This is a genomic window from Streptomyces sp. NPDC102279, assembly GCF_044766365.1.
GTDB lineage: Bacteria > Actinomycetota > Actinomycetes > Streptomycetales > Streptomycetaceae > Streptomyces.
The window spans coordinates 17885-35292 of record NZ_JBIWLU010000013.1 but is presented as its reverse complement, the minus strand read 5'-3'; the positions used below and the strand labels follow the sequence as shown (position 1 = coordinate 35292).

Here is a 17408-nt window from a genome sequence, read left to right as displayed (position 1 = left end):
GAGCGGACACATGGGCGGAACGGTCGCTGCGGTCAGCAGCAACGGGACGTACTCCTTCACCAAGCCGAACCGGGCGGGCGTCACGCTCCTCGCCGGGCTCGGCGTGGAGGGGGACGTGCACGCCGGGACGACGGTGAAGCACCGTTTCCGGATGCTGAAGGACCCGTCGCAGGTGAACCTGCGGCAGGTGCACCTCATCCACGAGGAACTCTTCGACGAGGTCCGTGCGGCGGGGTTCGAGGTCACCGCGGGTCAGCTCGGGGAGAACGTCACCACCCGGGGCGTCGACCTGCTGGCGCTGCCCACGGGAACCCGGCTGCTCCTGGGGGCGCAGGCCGTCGTCGAGGTGACCGGACTGCGCAATCCCTGCGCCCAGATCGACACCTTCCAGAAGGGCCTCATGAAGCAGGTCGTCGGGCGGGGCGAGGACGGGGCGGTCCGCTTCAAGGCGGGGATCATGAGTGTCGTCCTCACCGGCGGGCCGGTGCGGCCCGGCGACTCCGTGACGGTGGAGCTGCCGGACGGGCCGCACCGGCCCCTGGAGATCGTCTGACCTCCGGGCCCCGTGCCGTACGGGTCAGCCGCGGAAGTCCGCCGGGCGCTCCCTGGGCGCCTCGGCCAGGGCCTTCGTGACCGCGTCCAGGCCTTCCTGAAGGCCGTAGACGGGGGTGCCGGGCTGCTGGCGCCAGGAGTCGTCCAGGCCGCCCGCGTCGACGGTGTCGAAGCCGATCTCGTCGATCAGGTCGCGCACCCGCTGCTTGGCCGCGGCGTCGTCACCGGCCACCGGGAGCGCCATGCGGTCGGGGGCACCCGCCGGGCGACCGCGGTCCAGGATGTCCTGGGCGTAGGTGCCGTTGAAGGCCTTCACGACCGTGTGGCCGATCTGCTGCGCGGTCCAGCGGCTCTCGGTGAGACCGTCGTCCTCGATCGCGTCGATCCGGCCGTCCCGCTGCTGGGGGTAGTAGTTGCCGGTGTCGATGACGGCGACGCCCTCGGCGGCTCCGTCCAGGATGCCGTCCGGCAGGTCCGGCACCGCCTTGAGGGGGACCGTGACGACAACGATCTCGGCGTCGCGCGCCGCCTCCTGGACCGTGACGGGGGTCGCCCCGGTCTCCTCGGCGAGCGCGGTGAGCGTCTGGGGACCGCGGGAGTTGGCGACGGAGACGTCGTGCCCGGCGGCGGTGAACCGCCGGGTGAGGTTGCCGCCGATGTTGCCCGCGCCGATGATGCCGATCTTCATGAGAGACAGACCCTTCCGGGGTTGATGCTCCTGATGGGGATCACCAACCCCGGGGACGGATGCCCTATTCCGGGCTGTGCGGCATCCGGGTGAAGAGGCCGAAAACACCATGTTCTCCGGCTGCTTCGGGCCGGGCCGAGGGCTGCCCGCCGGGTCCGGTGACGCCGAAGGGGCGCCCGCCGGGATGACCGGTGGGCGCCCCTTCGCGCTGCGTCACTTGTTCAGGTGGACCCAGAACTCGTCGAACGAGAGGAGCTTGTCGCCGTTGAGGTCGCGGGCGGAGATGATGACCTCCGCCACCGACTCGGTGACGTTCCAGTCACCGCCCTGGGCGAGCGCAGTCTTGAACTCGGCCGGGGTGATGAACCCGTCACCGTCCGTGTCGATCCGCTCGAACTGCTTACGTGCTTCCTCGATGTCGGCCACCGATCCGCCCCTTCGTCGTGCATCACTGCGTGCGTCACTGCGTTGTGTACGGAGGTCAGATTAACGGTCCGCGCGAGCCCGTAGTGCCGCGACCACCCAGGCGAACTCCGCGCGGTGCGCCGACAGCGGTTCCAGGCCGCGGACCCGCGCGCACAACTCCCGGAACCGGGCCATCTCGGCGTGTGCCGCGGACTCGACGCGGGCCAGCAGCACGGCGTTGTCCGCGTCGCCGAGCAGCCCGGCGAGCACCTCGTCCGCCTCCGGCGAGGCGGGGTCGACACCGCGCTCCAGCGCCTCACCCGCGAGCTGCACCAGCCGGCTCATGAACCACAGGGACGTGCCGGGCGCCACGTCCGGGCCCCGGTCGGCCGCGTTGAACTCGACCGTCTCGCGCATCCTGGCGCGAAACGCCGGGTCCTGGATCAGTTCCGCCAGCTCCACCCAGGCGTCCACCTGCTCGGGGGCGGGGTCGTCGGGCAGATCGCCGACGCTGAACCGCAGCCGGGTACGGATGTCGGGGTCGGCGGTGTCCAGGCCCCCGAAGGTCTCCTCCATGAAGTCGTCGACGATGCGTCCGCGTTCGGCGGCCGAGAGCCGGGCCAGTCTGTTCATGAGCGTCATCTCCTCCGCGGTCGAGCCGCGTCGCGCCACGGTCGACAGCACCGCCCGGGTCACCTTCAGGGACCTGATCTGCGCGTCCAGCGCGGCCACGTGCGCGGCCGCCACCTCCGCCACCGTGGTCCCGCCGGCCAGCACCGCCCGTACGTCGTCCAGCCCGAGCCCGAGCTCACGCAGCGTGCGCACCAGCTCCAGCCGGGCCACGGACCCGGCGTCGTAGAGCCGGTAGCCGCCGGACGAGCGGGCCACCGGGGGCAGCGCGCCCTCGTCCGACCAGTAGCGGATGGTCCGGACGGACAGGCCCGTGCTCCGGGACAGTGCGCCGATGGTGAGAAAGCCGGTGCCGTCGTCGGTCATGTCTGGAAGTCTGGGCCTTCCAGTGGGTGGAGACTCAAGCGCCGAGGGGGGCGGTCGTGACCGGCACCGCACACAGGCTGGAGGCCGTCGTGGACGCCGCGGCACGGGGGGTCTTCCCACCGCCCGACGGCTCCGTCACGGTCGTACGGCAGCAATGCGCGCGCGATGCCGGGGTGCTCGCCTTCACCGCGCACTCCGTGGTCTTCACCGACGAGGACGAGGGCTGGGTGCGCGCGAGGCTGGCCGGCGTCGGCTGCGATCCGCTCGCCGCGGCGATGAACCCCCGGTTCCTCGCCGCGCTCATGGAGCGGACGGGACGCGCGCACGACACCGTCGACGTGATGTCCGTCGCCGCCCCGCTGCCCGGCCCGCCGCCGCTGACCCTCACGGAACTCTCCGGTCCCGGGCATCCGCGGATCGCCGGTGCGCTCAGGCGGCGGGACGGCGTGCGGGCCTGGGCGGCGGACGGCGGGGTGGTGGTCCTCGGACACGGGATCGGGGGGCGCCTGGAGGCCTCTGTGGAGGTGGACGAGGACGTACGGCACCGGGGGCTGGGGCGGGCGCTCGCGACCGCGGCGCGGCACCTCGCCGGCGGGCCGGTCTGGGCTCAGGTGGCGGCGGGGAACGCCCGCAGTCTGCGGGCGTTCCAGGCGGCCGGTTTCCGTCCCGTCGGGGCGGAGGCGCTGCTCACGGCGGTCTGAACGGGCGCCCGGAGCGGGCCGCCGGTTCCGGTGGTGCCGGGGGGCGCGCGTCAGTGCCAGGGCTCGTAGTACGGGTTGCTCTGGCAGTCGCTCATGATCTCGGTCCTGGTCCTCTTGTCGACGGGGCAGACGCCGACGACGTACTGGCGTGCGACGCCGCCGGGGAAGGCCACCTCGTCCTGGCCGGCCCGGCGGTGGGTGTCGCCGATGGTCTTGTTGACGTCGACGCCGCCGGGAGCGTCGATGTAGTAGTTGAAGCCCGCCGTGTTCCCGGCCTTGTAGAGATCGTGGTCGTACGTCGCCGCCACGTACGGCGAGGGCTGGTCGGCACGGGCGTACTGCTCGATGTCGTACTGTCCGCCGATGACGTCCTTCGGGTAGAAGCCCTGCTCGAAGACGGTCGCCGGGCCACGGGTGTCGCTGCGGTACAGGGTGTCGCAGGTCCTGCGCCAGACGGGTTCCGGCGTGATGCGCCCGATGTCCACCCGCCGGTCGGCGGCGGCCTTGACCGGGTCGGTGAACTGGGGGCAGCTCGGTGCCGCGGCCCTGGTGGCGGGGATGGCCGGGGCGGCGGGCGTCGCGGCGGTCGTCGCGAGGACGGCCCCGAGGGACAGGACGACGGCGGCGGCCCGCCGCCGCGGGCGATGGATGATCATGGGGAGCACGATCTCCGTTCCGCGGTGGCGGGCCGTGCATCGTCACCCGTACGACGGCGTGTCAGCTCAAGCGGGTCAACAGGCGCCGCTCTAGCGGAAGATGCCGGTGTGGCCGAGCGAGTAGCGGCCGGGCTGCGGGTACACGGCGAGGCCGTGCGGGCCGCTGCCGACCGGGATGCGGGCGAGCTGCACACCGGTGCGCGTGTCGATGGCGTACACCTCGGCGTTGTAGCGGCCGGAGAGCCACAGGACCTTGCCGTCCGCCGAGACGCCGCCCATGTCGGGGCTGCCGCCGTCGGGCAGGCGCCACTTCTTGGTGAGCCTGTTCTGGGTGAAGTCGAAGATGGAGATGGTGCCTTCACCGCGGTTGGAGATGTACATCTCGCGGGAGTCGCGGCTGACGTAGAGGCCGTGTGTGCCCTTGCCGGTGTGCAGCAGGGTCGGCTTGGTGAACTTGTCGCCGTCCAGGACCCACACGCCGTCGGCCATCATGTCGGCGATGTAGAACCTCTTGCCGTCCGGGGAGATCTTCACGTCCTGAGGCATCGCCCCCTGGAACGGGAGTTTCTGCTGGGCGACCACCTTCATCTTCTCGGTGTCGACCTTCAGCAGTTCGCCGCTGAACTCGCAGGACACGATGAAGTACCTGCCGTCCGGGGAGAAGTCGGCGTGGTTGACGCCGTAGCAGCTGACCGGCACCGTCTTGACGCGCTTCATCGTGTGCGCGTCGCGGAACACCAGCTCACGGTCGAGGGAGGCCATCACGATGGCGTACTTGCCGTTGGGCGTGAAGTACAGGTTGTACGGGTCGTGCACGTCGACCGGCTTGCCCGCCTTCCCCGTCTTCGGGTCGATGGGCGTGAGGCTGTTGCCCTTGTCGTTGTTGACCCACAGCGTCTTCATGTCCCAGGAGGGGACGACGTGTTGGGGCTGCACGCCGACCTTGATCGTCTCGATGACCTCGTACGTCTTCGGGTCGATGACCGTGACCGTGTTGGACTCGGTGTTCGGCACGTACACCCGGGACGGGAAGTCCTTGACCACCGGGGAGAGCCGGCCCGGCCGGTCGGCGGCGTAGACGTCCGTCGGGTCCAGCAGCGGAGGCATGCCGGGCAGACCCTCGGGTGTCTTCTTCTTCACGGGGGCGGGCTGGACGGCGGCCTTCGTGCCGAGGGCCTCGTCGGCGTGCTTCCCGCCGGGGCCGCCGCAGCCCGCGAGGGCGGCCAGCGTGGTGAGGGCGGCGCCGACGGCCAGCACGCCACGCAGGGAGGTGTGCAGGGAGGAGCGCGGGGAGGAGGGGGGCGTCAGCATCAGCTCAGCAACTCCGTTGTGGTGACCGGGCGCAGGCCGCGCCGGTCGAGCTCGTGCAGGAGGTCGGGGAGGGCGGCGACCGTGTCGGCGTAGCCGAAGTGCAGGCTCACCACGGAGCCGGGGCGGACCGTCGCCAGGACGTTCCGGGTGACCGCGGCGGCCCCCGGCGACGTGAAGTCGAGGGAGTCGACGTCGTAGGAGAGGGTGTGCGGGTAGCCGGCGTCCTGTGCCAGGCGCTGGACCAGGGCGGAGGCCCGCGGGCTGCGGGAGGGCCGGAACCAGGTGCCGATCGAGCCGGTCAGCCGCTTCAGCCGGTCCGCGCAGCCCCGGATCTCGGCGGCGGCCTCCGTCTGCGACATCGCGTTGATGTCGAGGTGGTGGAGCGTGTGGTTGCCGAGATCGTGGCCGCCGTCGAGGATGCGGCGTGCGATGCCGGGGTGCTCGTCGAGCCAGGTGCCCACGGCGAGGACGGTGACACGGACGCCGGCCTTCTCGGCCTCGCCGAGAAGCGACGTGGCGATGGCGGGATCGCCCTGTCCGTGGAAGGTGAGGGCGACTTTCGGGGGGGTCGTGCGGGGGCCGTGGGTGATCTCGGGGGGCTGGGCGGGGAAGCGGCGGGGGGCGGGGGCGGGGGGTACGACGGGCGCGCTCGGCGCGGCGGGGGGTGTCGGGGGCGTTGTCGAGGGCTGGGCCCGTGCGGCATCGGGGGTCGCCCGGGCGGAGCAGCCTGCGGTGAGGGTTCCTGCGGTGAGGGCGAGTCCCGTGAGCAGGGCCGCGCGCCGGGGTGGGGCGGCTGCGGGGTCTTCGGCGGGCGTGGTCACCGGACCATTTAAGGGGTGATCGTCCTGGAAACCGACGATTGGTCCGTCTGCGGGCGGCTGCGCGCCGGGCGGCCCGGGGGCGTTCCGGTCGGGCCGGGCGTTCCGGGTGTCCTCCGGTGGGTGGATCGGGGCCGTGCCGGTAGCTCCGCCCGTCGCCGCCGGATCAGACGCGGGGGAGGAAGCGGGAGCTGCTCGACCCGGAGGTAGGCGACGGGCATCCGCTGTGACGGCACGCCCCCTCCCGACGGATGCCGGGTGCGCGCGGCAGGGGGCCCGTGCACCTTCCCTCCGTCGACTGCCGGGCGCGGGCACGCGCCCGTACCCCCGGCGATCGAGGAGCGGGGGGTGGGGCGGCGCCCCAGGTGGGGACGGGCAGGGGCGGAGGGAGCGGGAGGAGGTTGCGCCGGGGGCGAGAGGTGGGACCGGGTGGAGGTTTCGGGGAGGGCGTCCGGGCCAACATCCCCTGGTTTTGGATCAATCCGGCGGGTCTGCGATAGTCAGCGATGCGACCTCCACCCATTGACCCGGGCCATGGTTGTCGTCGGCACCGCGGATCACACCCCATTCGTTCCGCGGAGCCCCGAAGCCCCGGCTGCCCTGCGGCCGGGGTTTCCGCGTACGACGGACGGTTCAGCGGTCGGCGACGCGCATCTCGAACCAGGTGGTCTTGCCACGGGGCAGCAGATCGACGCCCCAGCGGTCGGAGAGCTTGTCGACGAGGAAGAGACCGCGCCCGCTCAAGTCCAGTTCCTGGACCGGCAGGAGGCAGGGGAGGCCGCGGGAGGGATCACGCACCTCGACGCGGATCCAGCCACGGCGACGGCGCATCCGGAGTCCGAAATGGCGGGCGCCGGTGTGCCGCACGGCGTTGCCCACGAGTTCGGAGACGAGTAAGACCGCGTCCTCGGTCATCTTCGGCGAGAGACCCCAGTGACGCAGCACCACCACCTGGGCGAGCCGCCGCGCGGACGCCGCGGACTCCGGGCGGGACGGCAACCGCACCTCGGTCTCGGTGGGATTGCCGAACAACTCCAGTGCTTTGAGTGCCCGTTCGTCCTCGACCGCAGGCGTCCAGCGTGCCGCGGTCGCACTCCCGTGCCGCCGCGGCTGTTCGATACCCTCCAGCCCCGCCATGCCCCCATCATGGCCGCCCCGGCCTCACTTGGGGGCCGTTCCGGAGGAATACGCCCCCCGGAATGGGACATTCCGACGCCACTGATCGGCATATGCCCCGGGCATTTCGGAAGCCCGGACAACCCATCCGACCTGCGGACGAAGGGCAGTTGGGGGCAATACCCGGCGACCGCCGACAAGATGCGCTTAAGGTTGCCTTAAGGCTGGCATAAATCGCTCCATCGGGGGACGCCGGGTAAGACACCGCGTCAACTGCAAGTGGATCAGGGGAATTACGGGGGTGGCGTTCGCCCTCCGGTCAGAGGAACTTCGCCTTGCCCGGGCCCTCCTCGACGAAGCTCCGCATCCCCCGCTCCCGGTCCTCCGTCGCGAACAGGCCCGCGAACCAGTTCCGCTCGATGGCGAGTCCGGTCTCCAGGTCCGTCTCCAGACCCGCGTCGATGGATTCCTTGGCGGCGCGCAGCGCGATCGCCGGGCCCTGCGCGAGCCGGGCGGCCCACGCGTGAGCCGCCGTGTACACCTCGGCGGCGGGGACGACCCGGTCGACGAGGCCGAGGGCGAGCGCCTCGTCGGCCTTGACCATGCGGCCGGTGAAGATGAGGTCCTTGGCCCGGGAGGGGCCGATCAGCCGGGACAGGCGCTGGGTGCCGCCGGCGCCGGGGATGACGCCCAGCAGGATCTCCGGCTGGCCCAGCTTCGCGTTCTCCCCGGCGATGCGGTAGTCGGCGCAGAGGGCGAGCTCGCAGCCGCCGCCGAGCGCGTAGCCGGTGACGGCGGCGACGACCGGCTTGGGGATGCGGGCGACGGCGGTGAAGGAGTCCTGCAGGGCCCGGGACCGTACGACCATCGCCGCGTGGTCCATGGCCTGCATCTCCTTGATGTCCGCGCCGGCCGCGAACACCCTCTCCCCGCCGTACAGCACGACGGCACGGACGTCCGTGCGGGTCGCGGCCTCCTCGGCGAGCTCCTTGAGACGGTCCTGCGTCGCGACGTCCAGGGCGTTCATGGGCGGGCGGTCCAGGCGGATGGTGCCCACGCCTTCGGCCACTTCGAGATGCACAGTCATGGAAGCAGGTTAGTGGCCGTTAACGACAACGGGCCGGGTGTGCTGAGTCACAGCACACCCGGCCCGCCGAAGTCCGGTTACTTGGTCCAGTCCGACCAGGACATGTTCCAGCCGTTGTAGCCGTTGGCCGGGTCGACCGTCTTGTCGTGGGAGTTCTTCACGACGACCACGTCACCGGTCATCGAGTTGTCGAAGAACCAGGCAGCCGCCACCTTGCCGTCGTAGCCGCCGCGCACGTCGCGCAGACCTATGCAGCCGTGGCTGGCGTTGTAGTTGCCGAAGGCGTCGCCGCCCCAGTAGTTGCCGTGGATGAAGGTGCCCGAGTTGGTCAGGCGCTGGGCGTGCGGCACGTCCTTGATGTCGTACTCGCCGCCGTAGCCGACCGTCTCGCCGTTCATGCGGGTCACCTTGAGGCGCTCGCTGATGACCATCCGGCCGTTCCAGGTGTCGTAGCCCGGCTTGCCCGTGGTGACGGGGATGGTCTTGAGGACCTTGCCGTCCCGCTTGACGGTCATCTTGTGGGTCTTGACGTCGACGGTGCTGACCTGGCTGCGGCCGATGGTGAACTTCACCGTCTTGGCCTGCTTGCCGTAGACACCGGGGCGGCCCTCGACACCGTCGAGGTCGAAGGTGACGGTGACCTTCGTGCCGGCCGCCCAGTACTCCTCGGGACGGAAGTCGAGCCGGTCGTTGCCGAACCAGTGGCCCTCCACGTCGACCGCCGGCTCCGTCTTGATCTTGATCGCCTTCTCGACGTCGTCCGGGTGCGTGATACCCCGGGTGAAGCGGACCGAGAAGGGCATTCCGACGCCCACCTTGGAGCCGTCCTCGGGCGTGTAGATGCCGACGAACGTGTTCTTCGGGGTCAGCGTGGTGAACGCCGACTCCTCGGCGGCCTCACGTCCCCCGGAGTCCTTGGCCACCGCGTGGACCGTGTACTTGGTGGCCGCGGCCAGGTGTGACGACGGCGTCCAGGTGGCGCCCCCGTCGGTGATGCTTCCCTTGACAGCGTTTCCCTTGGTGTCCTCGACGCGGACCTCGGTCAGCTTGCCCTTGGCCGCGGTGACCTTGAGCGCACCGCTCGTCTCCACGTCGCCGGCGCCGTCCTTGGGGGCGATCTTCACCACGGCCTGCGAGACCTTGGTGTCCGCCGTACCACTCGACCCCTTGCCCTTGCCGTCGCCCGAACCGGCTTCCCGGTCCGAGCCTCCTCCCCCGCCGCACGCGGTCACCGCGAGCAGCAGGACTCCCAGCAGCAGTGCCAGGATTCCCTTGCTCCGGTGGGTCCGTGCGCCAACCGACGCCCCCGATATCGGTCGCCCGTTCAAGTCGTTCTCCCCTCGCACGGCCTGATCAGGCCCGCACTCCAGCGCGTCCCACGCGCGTATCGCGCTAATTAATCACACGGCCTGCGGCGATGGCTCCCCGGGAAGGTCACCGTTCAGTCCCAACTTCGGCCGTGCGGGGCGCCGCTGGAGTTCATCGTGCGCATACCCGCATATCGGGTCACTTCATCGCCGGACGCCCGCCTTCCACTCTTTCCAGTTCATGTTCCAGCCGCCGAGCCCGTTGTCGGCCGCGACCTGCTTGTCGTTGCTGTGCACGACCTCGACGACGTCCCCGATGAGGCTGCGGTCGAAGAACCAGCCCGCGGGGGTGTCCGAGCCGCCGCCCTTCACGTCCTGCAGGCCCACGCAGCCGTGGCTGACGTTGGTGTGCCCGAAGGCGTCCGGCGCCCAGTAGTTGCCGTGCAGGAAGGTCCCGGAGTCGGTGAGGCGCATCGCGTGCGGGACGTCCGGGATGTTGTACTCGCCGCCGAAACCGACCGTGCGGCTGTTCATCCGGGTCACCTCGAGCATCTCGGTGACGACCATCTTCCCGTTGTACGTCGTCGTCCTGGGCGCGCCCGCGGTGATCGGCACCGTGGCGAGCAGAGCGCCGTCGCGGCGGACCTGCATGGTGTGCGCGCGGGCGTCGACGAGGGAGACCTGGCTGCGGCCCACGGTGAAGGTGAAGGTCTTCGACTGGAGTCCGTAGACGCCGGGCGCCGCTTCGACGTCGCGCAGGCGCAGCGCGACGGTGACCTTCGTACCGGGCTTCCAGTACGTCTCGGGGCGGAAGTCGACGCGGTCCTTGCCGAACCAGTGCGGGCGGATCTCGACGGCCGGGCTCGCCTCCACCCGGATGGCCCGCTCGACGGCGGCCCGGTTCTCGATCTCCCGGTTGAACTCCAGGGAGACGATCATCCCGGTGCCGACGGTGGACCGGTTCTCCGGGGTGACGTAGCCGATGAAGCGTTCGTCGGGGACCTCCGTGGTGAAGGTGGTGTGCCGGGCCGAGCGGCGTCCCTGCCCGTCCAGGGCCACCGCGTCGACCGTGTACTTGGCGGCGAGGGCGAGCCGCGGGTCGTCCGGTTTCCAGGACAGGCCGTCGTCGGAGAGGCGCCCGGCCACCAGGGACTCCTGGGCGTCCTGGGACTTGACGACCGTCACGGACTCCAGGCGTCCGCTGGGCACCCGCACCGTCAGCGTCTCCTGCGGGCGGACCCCCTTGGCGGTGTCGTCGGGCGTGACGTGGATGACGTCCTCGGGCGAGCGTGGTTTGCCGAACGCCTCACCGATCCCTTTCGAGATCCCGTCGGAGGAGCAGCCGGCGGCTCCGGCCAGCAGACCGGCCCAGGTCAGTGCGGCGGCCAGCGCGGCCCCTGCGCGCCGCGCGCGCGTCGGTACGTGGTTCACAAGGGACCCAACGACGGCGCCCCGCCGGGGAAACGTGAGTGCGAGCCACGCGGTGGGCAGAACAGTGGGGAGGACGACGCGACAAGGAGCTGCGGCCGGGACGCCGTACGCCCCTTTTCGTTGCGTTCCACGAGCCGCGGGAGGCTGATCGGTGTCGAGCGCACCCGAGCAGGAGGCAGTCCACCAGGGACATGCCGCTGAACTGCCCACGCAGACCGCCACGGAACCGGCGGGGCGGTCCACAGCCGTGCCCGCGACCACGGAGCCGGAACCGGCCGCTCCCGCACTGAACGGCGCCCGGCGCCCGAAGGCGCCTCCCGTCTCCGTGTGGCCGGGTGCCCCGACTCCGCTCGGAGCACGCTTCCGGGTGGGCCCGGACGGCACCACGGGCACCAACTTCGCGCTGTGGGCGGGCGGGGCCGAGGCCGTCGACCTGTGCCTCTTCGACGAGGCGGGTGCCGAGACGCGCGTCCCGCTCACCGAACTCACCCACGAGATCTGGCACGGCTTCGTCCCCGGCGTGATCCCCGGCCGCCGCTACGGCTTCAGGGTGCACGGCCGCTGGGACCCGTGGACCGGCGCCCGCTGGAACCCGGCGAAGCTGCTGCTCGACCCGTACGCGCGCGCGGTGGACGGCGACTTCACCCTGCCGCCCGAGGTGTACGGGCACGTCCGGGACTGGCCGCAGCAGCACGTCGCCGACACCGTGCGCGACGACCGTGACTCGGCGCCGTTCGTCCCCAAGGGCGTCGTCGTGCAGGACGACGACGACTGGGCCGACGACCACCGCCCGAAGACCCCCTGGGCCGACTCGGTGATCTACGAGCTGCACGTCCGCGGGTTCACCCGTCTGCACCCCGGGATCCCGGAGGAACTGCGCGGCACCTACGCGGGACTCGCGCACCCGGCCGCGATCGAGCACCTGGTGAGGCTCGGGGTCACGGCGGTCGAGCTGCTGCCGGTGCACCAGTTCGCCCACGAGGACCATCTGCTGCGCCGGGGCCTGAAGAACTACTGGGGCTACAACTCGATCGGCTACTTCGCCCCGCACGCGGGCTACGCGGCCTCCGGGACGACGGGCCAGCAGGTCGGCGAGTTCAAGCGGATGGTGCGCGCGCTGCACGCCGCCGGCATCGAGGTCATCCTCGACGTGGTCTACAACCACACCGCGGAGGCGGGCGAACTGGGCCCGATGCTGTCGCTGCGCGGCATCGACAACCGCGGCTACTACCGGCTCCAGTCCGACGCCCGCCGTTACGCGGACTACACGGGCTGCGGCAACACCCTGCACGTCGTGCAGCCGCAGGTGCTGCGGCTGATCACGGACTCGCTGCGGTACTGGGTGACCGAGATGGGCGTCGACGGCTTCCGCTTCGATCTGGCGGCCGCGCTCGCCCGGTCCATGCACGACGTCGACATGCTGTCGCCGTTCCTCGCCGTCATCGCGCAGGATCCGGTGCTGCGCCGGGTCAAACTGATCGCCGAGCCGTGGGACGTGGGCTCCGGCGGCTACCAGGTCGGCGCCTTCCCGCCCCTGTGGACGGAGTGGAACGACCGCTATCGCGACGCCGTCCGGGACTTCTGGCGTGGTGCCCTGCCCGACGTGCGGGACCTGGGGTACCGGCTGTCCGGATCGAGCGACCTGTACGCCTGGGGCGGCCGGCGCCCGTACGCGTCGGTGAACTTCGTGACCGCGCACGACGGATTCACCCTGCGGGACATGGTGTCCTACGAGCGCAAGCACAACGAGGCGAACGGCGAGAACAACCGGGACGGCACGGACGACAACCGCGCGTGGAACGGCGGGGTGGAGGGCGAGAGCGGGGACGAGCGCGTCCAGGCGCTGCGGCGGCGGCAGTTGAGGAACCTGCTGACCACCCTGCTGCTGTCGACCGGGGTGCCGATGCTGGTCGCCGGTGACGAGTTCGGGCGGACCCAGCGGGGCAACAACAACGCGTACTGCCAGGACAACGAGATCAGCTGGGTCGACTGGGCGCAGTTGGAGGACCCCGGCTGGCGGGCGCTGTTCGAGCTGACGGCCCGGCTGATCGCGCTGCGGCACGAGCATCCGGTGCTGCGCCGCCGGGCGTTCTTCTCCGGGCGGGCCCATCCGGCCGACGGGCTGCGGGACCTGGCCTGGTTCACCGCGCGGGGCACGGAGATGACGGAACGCGACTGGTACGCGCCCGCCGCGACGCTCGGGATGTACCTGTCCGGGCGGGACATTCCGGGCCGGGACGCGGTGGGCGTCCCCGTCACCGACGACAGTTTCCTCGCCGTGCTGCACGCCGGGGACCGGCCGGCCTCCTTCGAGCTGCCGGGGCTGCCGTGGGCCGCGCGGTACGAGGTGGTCGTGGACACCTCGCGGGAGGAGCAGGGCGAGGAGCCCGGTGTCGTGCATCGGGCGGGGACGGCGATCACGGTGCCGGCGCGGTCGGTGCTGCTGCTGAAGGTGTGCTGAGGGCCGCCCAGGGCTCTGACAAGCGCACGCCGTTGCGGCGGGTCCGGGGCTCCGGCCGGCCCGGCCCGTCAGCCGAGGATGCCGCGGTCGTAGCCCCTGGCGACCGCGGCCGCGCGGTCCTTGACGCCGAGCTTGTTGTACAGGTGGGTGAGGTGGGTCTTGACCGTGGCCTCGCTGATGAACAGCACACGGGCGATCTCGCGGTTGGAGGTGCCCTTGGCGACCAGCGCCAGCACCTCGCGTTCGCGGGCGGAGAGGGACTCGGCGGCGGCGGGGGCGCGCACCGCGGACACCAGGCGGGAGGCGACCGCCGGGGACAGGACGGTGCGGCCCTCCGCCGCCGCGCGGACCGCCGTGAACAGCTCGTCGCGGGGCGCGTCCTTGAGGAGGTAGCCGGTCGCGCCCGCCTCGATGGCGGGGAGGGTGTCGGAGTCGGTGTCGTACGTCGTCAGGACGAGGACCTTGGCGCGGGCGCCGCGGCGGGTGAGTTCGGCGATGGCCTCGACGCCGTTGCCACCGGGCATCCGCAGGTCCATCAGGACGACGTCCGGGTCGAGGGACGCGGTGAGCGCCACCGCCTCCACCCCGTCGGAGGCCTCGCCGAGGACCGTGAAACCGGGGGCGGACTCGAACATGCCGCGCAGTCCGTCACGTACGACGGGGTGGTCGTCGACGAGGAGAAGGGTGATCACGGCGTCGGAGCGGCGGGCCGCGGGGTCATCGGTCATGGCGCACCAACGGTACGCGAGCGGAGACCGCCGTACCGTGTCCCGGCTCCGACTCGACGGTGAGGGAGCCGGCGATGCGTTCGGCGCGGGCGCGCATGCCGTCGAGGCCGAATCCGCCGGTGCCGGTGCGGGCGGGGAGGGCGAGCGGGTCGAAGCCGTGTCCGTCGTCGCGGACATCGAGGGTGACCTCGTCGACCATGAAGCTCAAGGTCACCCCGACCCGGGCGGCGCGGGCGTGCCGGGAGGCGTTCGAGAGGGCTTCCTGGGCGATGCGGAGGAGGGTGGCCGAGACCTCGTCGTGGAGCTGCTCGGCGGTGCCGGTGACGGTGAACTCGGCCCGGACCTCGTTGCGTTCACCCCATTCGGCGACGGTCTTCTTCAGCGCCTCGGGCAGACCGTCGTCGGCCAGGGCCACGGGCGCGAGGTTCTGCACGGAGCGGCGGGCCTCGCCGAGGCTGTGCCGGGCGAGGTCGGCGGCGCGGGTCAGGTGGTCGCGGGCGGCGGCCGGGTCCGGGGTGTTGGAGACGACCTGGAGCTGGGCGATGATGCCGGTCAGGCCCTGGGCGATGGTGTCGTGGATCTCGGCGGCGAGCCGGCGGCGCTCGTCGGCGACCCCGGCCTCCCGTGCCTGCACGAGGAGTTGGGCGTGCAGGGCGGCGTTCTCGTCGAGGGCCTGCTGCAACGCGGTGTTCGTGCGCTCCAGTTCGGCGATGGTGGCGGCCTGGACCAGGGCCCGCTCGTTCTCCTTGGCGTTGAGGTGGCCCATGATCGCGGCGAGGGTGACGTTGACGGCGAGCAGTCCGCCGAACACGGCCCAGCCGACCGCGCCGTGGGGCGGCAGCCCGCCGGACTGCGATCCGGCCACGACGACGACCGCGGCGATCACCCCCACCCGCACCATGCGGCGGGGCAGCAGCCGCTCGACGTCGAAGTAACTGGCGGCGGCGTAGAAGGCGTAGAACGGGTTGGTCAGGGCGAGGACGAAGGCGATGGCCCAGCGGGTCCAGAAGTAGCCGATGCTGGCGGGGGTCGGACCCGGTCTGCTGCGGATCGCCCGGGTCCACCACAGCTGGAGGGCGAGCGCGGCGAGCACCAGCGGCACGCCGACGTACCAGTCCGTGCGGTTCATGCCGACGACGCCGGCCGTCGCCACGGAGAGGACGACGGCGACGCCGAGCAGGCCGAAGGGGCCGTAGCGGTGGAAGCTGGCCCAGCGTTCCTCCACGGTCCGTGCCGCGGCGGCCGCGCTGTCCTGTCGCGGTGCGGTCGTCATGCGTTCAGTCTGCACGGAGTGGAGGTCGGTCATCGCTCACTCCCAGCGGAACCAGCGCGCGGCCCCGACCGACAGCAGCACCGTCCAGGCGATGAGCACGCCCAGGTGGGACCAGCCCGGCCAGTGGCCCGCGGCGGCCTGGTCCAGGGCCTGGGCGGCGGCGCCGAAGGGTGTGTAGCCGACGATCCGGGCGAGGGTGTCCGGCATGGCCTGCACGGGGAGCCAGACGCCGGCGCAGAACATCATCGGGAAGAACACGGCGGACCCGATAGCGCCGGCGATCTTCGTCGTGCGGGACACGGCGGAGACCACCGCGCCGAGCGCGAGCGCGGCCAGGACGGCGAGGACCAGCGCGAGGAGGTAGCCGCCGGGCTGCCGCGGCAGGGTGACGTCGAAGGCCAGCCGCCCGACGGTGAGCGCGAACAGGGCCGAGAGCAGGGCCGCACCGCCGAACACGAGCATCTGCGCGGACAGCAGTGCCGCGGGCCGTACGGGGGTGGCGGACATGCGGCGCAGGATGCCGCGCTCGCGGTAGCCGGTCAGGGACTGCGGCATCGACTGGAGACAGCCCACGATCAGGCCGAGCAGGACCGCGACGGGGACGTAGGCGTCGACCGGGCGCAGACCTCCGAAGGACGGGTCGGGCCGCCGGAAGGAGGGGATCGAGCCGAGGATCACCAGGAGGACGGTGGGGAAGAGCAGGATCCAGAAGATCGCGCCGGGTTCACGGCGGAAGAGCCGGATCTCGGTCCGGATGACGGCGGTGTTCAGGCCGCCGCGGATACCGGAGCGGAGGTCCGCGCGGGTGCCGGGGCGGGCGAGTGCGGTGCTCATGCTGCTGCCTCCGTCAGGTCCAGGAACGCGTCGTCCAGGGTGGCGTCGGTGACGCGGAGTTGGTGGGCGGTGATGCGGTGGCGGGCGAGGAGGGTGATCACGGCGTTGACCGTCTCGTCGGTGCCGGACAGGGTGACCCGGCCGTCCTTGTGCTCCGCGGAGGCGAGCGCGGGCAGCGCGGCGAGGTCCCGCTCGTCCAGCGGCGCCGACGGCGTGAAGCTGATGACGGTCGAGCCGTTCGAGCGGCGGATCAGCCCGGCCGGGGTGTCCAGCGCGGCGACCCGGCCCTTGTCGATGACGGCGATCCGGTCGCAGAGCCGCTGTGCCTCCTCCATGAAGTGGGTGACGAGGAGGACGGTGACGCCCTGCGCGCGGATGTCCTCGATGAGTTCCCAGGTGTCGCGGCGGGCCCGCGGGTCGAGCCCGGTGGTCAGCTCGTCGAGGACGACGACGCGCGGGTTGCCGATGAGCGCGAGCGCGATGAACAGGCGCTGTTTCTGGCCACCGGAGAGTTTGCCGAACCCGGTGGTGAGCCGGTCGGTGAGGCCGAGGCGTTCGGCGAGCGGGCGCCAGTCGGCGGGGTGCGGGTAGAAGGCCGCGTACAGCTCCAGGGCCTCGCGCACGGTGAGCCTGGCCTGGAGTTCGCTCTGCTGGAGCTGGGCGCCGAGGACGCGGCTGGTGGCCTCGCGGTCGGCGAAGGGGTCGAGCCCGGTGACCCGGACACGGCCCGCGTCCGGGACCCGCAGGCCCTCGACGCACTCGACGGTGGTGGTCTTGCCGGCGCCGTTCGGGCCGAGGATCCCGAAGATCTCACCCTCCTCGACGGTGAAGGAGACACCGTCGACGACGGCCCGGCCGCCGTAGGACTTGCGCAGTCCGCTCACTTCGATGACTGACATGCTCCGAGCGTCCCGCCCGGACCCCGGCCACCACATCGGCCATCGCGCTCGAACCGGCATCAGCCGATCGGTTGATGCGGCACTACGACCCGGCCCGCGGGAACCGGGCGCCGGCTCGGGAGGTCCCGGACGCGGCGTGTCCGAA

At 71.7% G+C, this 17408-nt stretch carries 17 protein-coding genes; 3 read left to right on the top strand and 14 right to left on the bottom strand.

The features are described 5' to 3' along the window. Positions 1–10: 10 nt before the first annotated feature. On the top strand, positions 11–553 hold the full coding sequence (locus ACIRQH_RS30675) for an MOSC domain-containing protein (RefSeq protein ID WP_358818983.1): 543 nt from the start codon (positions 11–13) through the stop codon (positions 551–553). Between the two features lie 24 nt (positions 554–577). Here the strand turns inward: ACIRQH_RS30675 and ACIRQH_RS30670 are convergent, their stop codons facing one another. From ACIRQH_RS30670 to ACIRQH_RS30660, 3 genes are all read right to left on the bottom strand, one after another. After that, entirely contained in the window at positions 578–1351 is a 774-nt protein-coding gene (locus ACIRQH_RS30670) for an NAD(P)-binding domain-containing protein (RefSeq protein ID WP_358818982.1), read from the bottom strand. Between the two features lie 102 nt (positions 1352–1453). Beyond that, positions 1454–1666, bottom strand: a complete 213-nt coding sequence (locus ACIRQH_RS30665; protein ID WP_358818981.1) for an EF-hand domain-containing protein — start codon at positions 1664–1666, stop codon at positions 1454–1456. A 60-nt stretch (positions 1667–1726) separates the two neighbouring features. Continuing rightward, the gene (locus ACIRQH_RS30660) at positions 1727–2641 is read right to left on the bottom strand and encodes a MerR family transcriptional regulator (RefSeq protein WP_358818980.1); all 915 of its coding nucleotides are present in this window, start codon (positions 2639–2641) and stop codon (positions 1727–1729) included. Positions 2642–2697: 56 nt separating this feature from the next. Here ACIRQH_RS30660 and ACIRQH_RS30655 point away from each other — a divergent pair, with 56 nt between their 5' ends. Continuing rightward, positions 2698–3342 (top strand): GNAT family N-acetyltransferase, encoded by a 645-nt coding sequence (locus ACIRQH_RS30655; protein WP_388870025.1) that lies wholly within the window; start codon positions 2698–2700, stop codon positions 3340–3342. A 50-nt stretch (positions 3343–3392) separates the two neighbouring features. Here ACIRQH_RS30655 and ACIRQH_RS30650 read toward each other — a convergent pair whose 3' ends face one another. The 7 genes from ACIRQH_RS30650 to ACIRQH_RS30620 form a co-directional block, all read right to left on the bottom strand. Continuing rightward, the gene (locus ACIRQH_RS30650) at positions 3393–3998 is read right to left on the bottom strand and encodes an ADP-ribosyltransferase (protein ID WP_358818978.1); all 606 of its coding nucleotides are present in this window, start codon (positions 3996–3998) and stop codon (positions 3393–3395) included. Between the two features lie 90 nt (positions 3999–4088). Continuing rightward, the gene (locus tag ACIRQH_RS30645; RefSeq protein ID WP_404227936.1) at positions 4089–5309 is read right to left on the bottom strand and encodes a YncE family protein; all 1221 of its coding nucleotides are present in this window, start codon (positions 5307–5309) and stop codon (positions 4089–4091) included. Further along, the gene (locus ACIRQH_RS30640; RefSeq protein WP_388870029.1) at positions 5309–6130 is read right to left on the bottom strand and encodes a polysaccharide deacetylase family protein; all 822 of its coding nucleotides are present in this window, start codon (positions 6128–6130) and stop codon (positions 5309–5311) included. Before ACIRQH_RS30640 ends, ACIRQH_RS30645 begins: the two co-directional genes overlap by 1 nt. A 630-nt stretch (positions 6131–6760) precedes the next feature. Beyond that, the gene (locus ACIRQH_RS30635) at positions 6761–7264 is read right to left on the bottom strand and encodes an ATP-binding protein (RefSeq protein ID WP_358818975.1); all 504 of its coding nucleotides are present in this window, start codon (positions 7262–7264) and stop codon (positions 6761–6763) included. 298 nt (positions 7265–7562) lie between these two features. Continuing rightward, the gene (locus tag ACIRQH_RS30630; protein ID WP_388870032.1) at positions 7563–8330 is read right to left on the bottom strand and encodes an enoyl-CoA hydratase/isomerase family protein; all 768 of its coding nucleotides are present in this window, start codon (positions 8328–8330) and stop codon (positions 7563–7565) included. A 77-nt stretch (positions 8331–8407) separates the two neighbouring features. Further along, complete coding sequence (locus ACIRQH_RS30625; RefSeq protein ID WP_358818973.1) at positions 8408–9658, bottom strand: Ig-like domain-containing protein; 1251 nt, start codon at positions 9656–9658, stop codon at positions 8408–8410. A 183-nt stretch (positions 9659–9841) separates the two neighbouring features. Next, positions 9842–11068: an Ig-like domain-containing protein gene (locus ACIRQH_RS30620; RefSeq protein ID WP_388870035.1), complete on the bottom strand. Its 1227-nt coding sequence runs from the start codon at positions 11066–11068 to the stop codon at positions 9842–9844. Between the two features lie 151 nt (positions 11069–11219). Between ACIRQH_RS30620 and glgX the strand changes: the two genes are divergently transcribed. Continuing rightward, positions 11220–13529 carry a glycogen debranching protein GlgX gene (gene glgX, locus ACIRQH_RS30615; protein WP_388870038.1) on the top strand — a complete coding sequence of 770 codons (2310 nt, stop codon included), beginning with the start codon at positions 11220–11222 and terminating at the stop codon, positions 13527–13529. Between the two features lie 68 nt (positions 13530–13597). Here glgX and ACIRQH_RS30610 read toward each other — a convergent pair whose 3' ends face one another. The 4 genes from ACIRQH_RS30610 to ACIRQH_RS30595 are packed head-to-tail and all read right to left on the bottom strand — an operon-like array spanning position 13598 to position 17263. Beyond that, on the bottom strand, positions 13598–14257 hold the full coding sequence (locus ACIRQH_RS30610) for a response regulator (RefSeq protein ID WP_388870041.1): 660 nt from the start codon (positions 14255–14257) through the stop codon (positions 13598–13600). After that, positions 14247–15530 carry a sensor histidine kinase gene (locus ACIRQH_RS30605; protein WP_358818970.1) on the bottom strand — a complete coding sequence of 428 codons (1284 nt, stop codon included), beginning with the start codon at positions 15528–15530 and terminating at the stop codon, positions 14247–14249. The genes ACIRQH_RS30610 and ACIRQH_RS30605 overlap by 11 nt, the downstream gene beginning before the upstream one ends. 36 nt (positions 15531–15566) lie before the next feature. Beyond that, complete coding sequence (locus ACIRQH_RS30600; RefSeq protein WP_388870099.1) at positions 15567–16301, bottom strand: ABC transporter permease; 735 nt, start codon at positions 16299–16301, stop codon at positions 15567–15569. A 59-nt stretch (positions 16302–16360) separates the two neighbouring features. Beyond that, positions 16361–17263 (bottom strand): ABC transporter ATP-binding protein, encoded by a 903-nt coding sequence (locus ACIRQH_RS30595; protein WP_358818969.1) that lies wholly within the window; start codon positions 17261–17263, stop codon positions 16361–16363. Positions 17264–17408 lie beyond the last annotated feature (145 nt).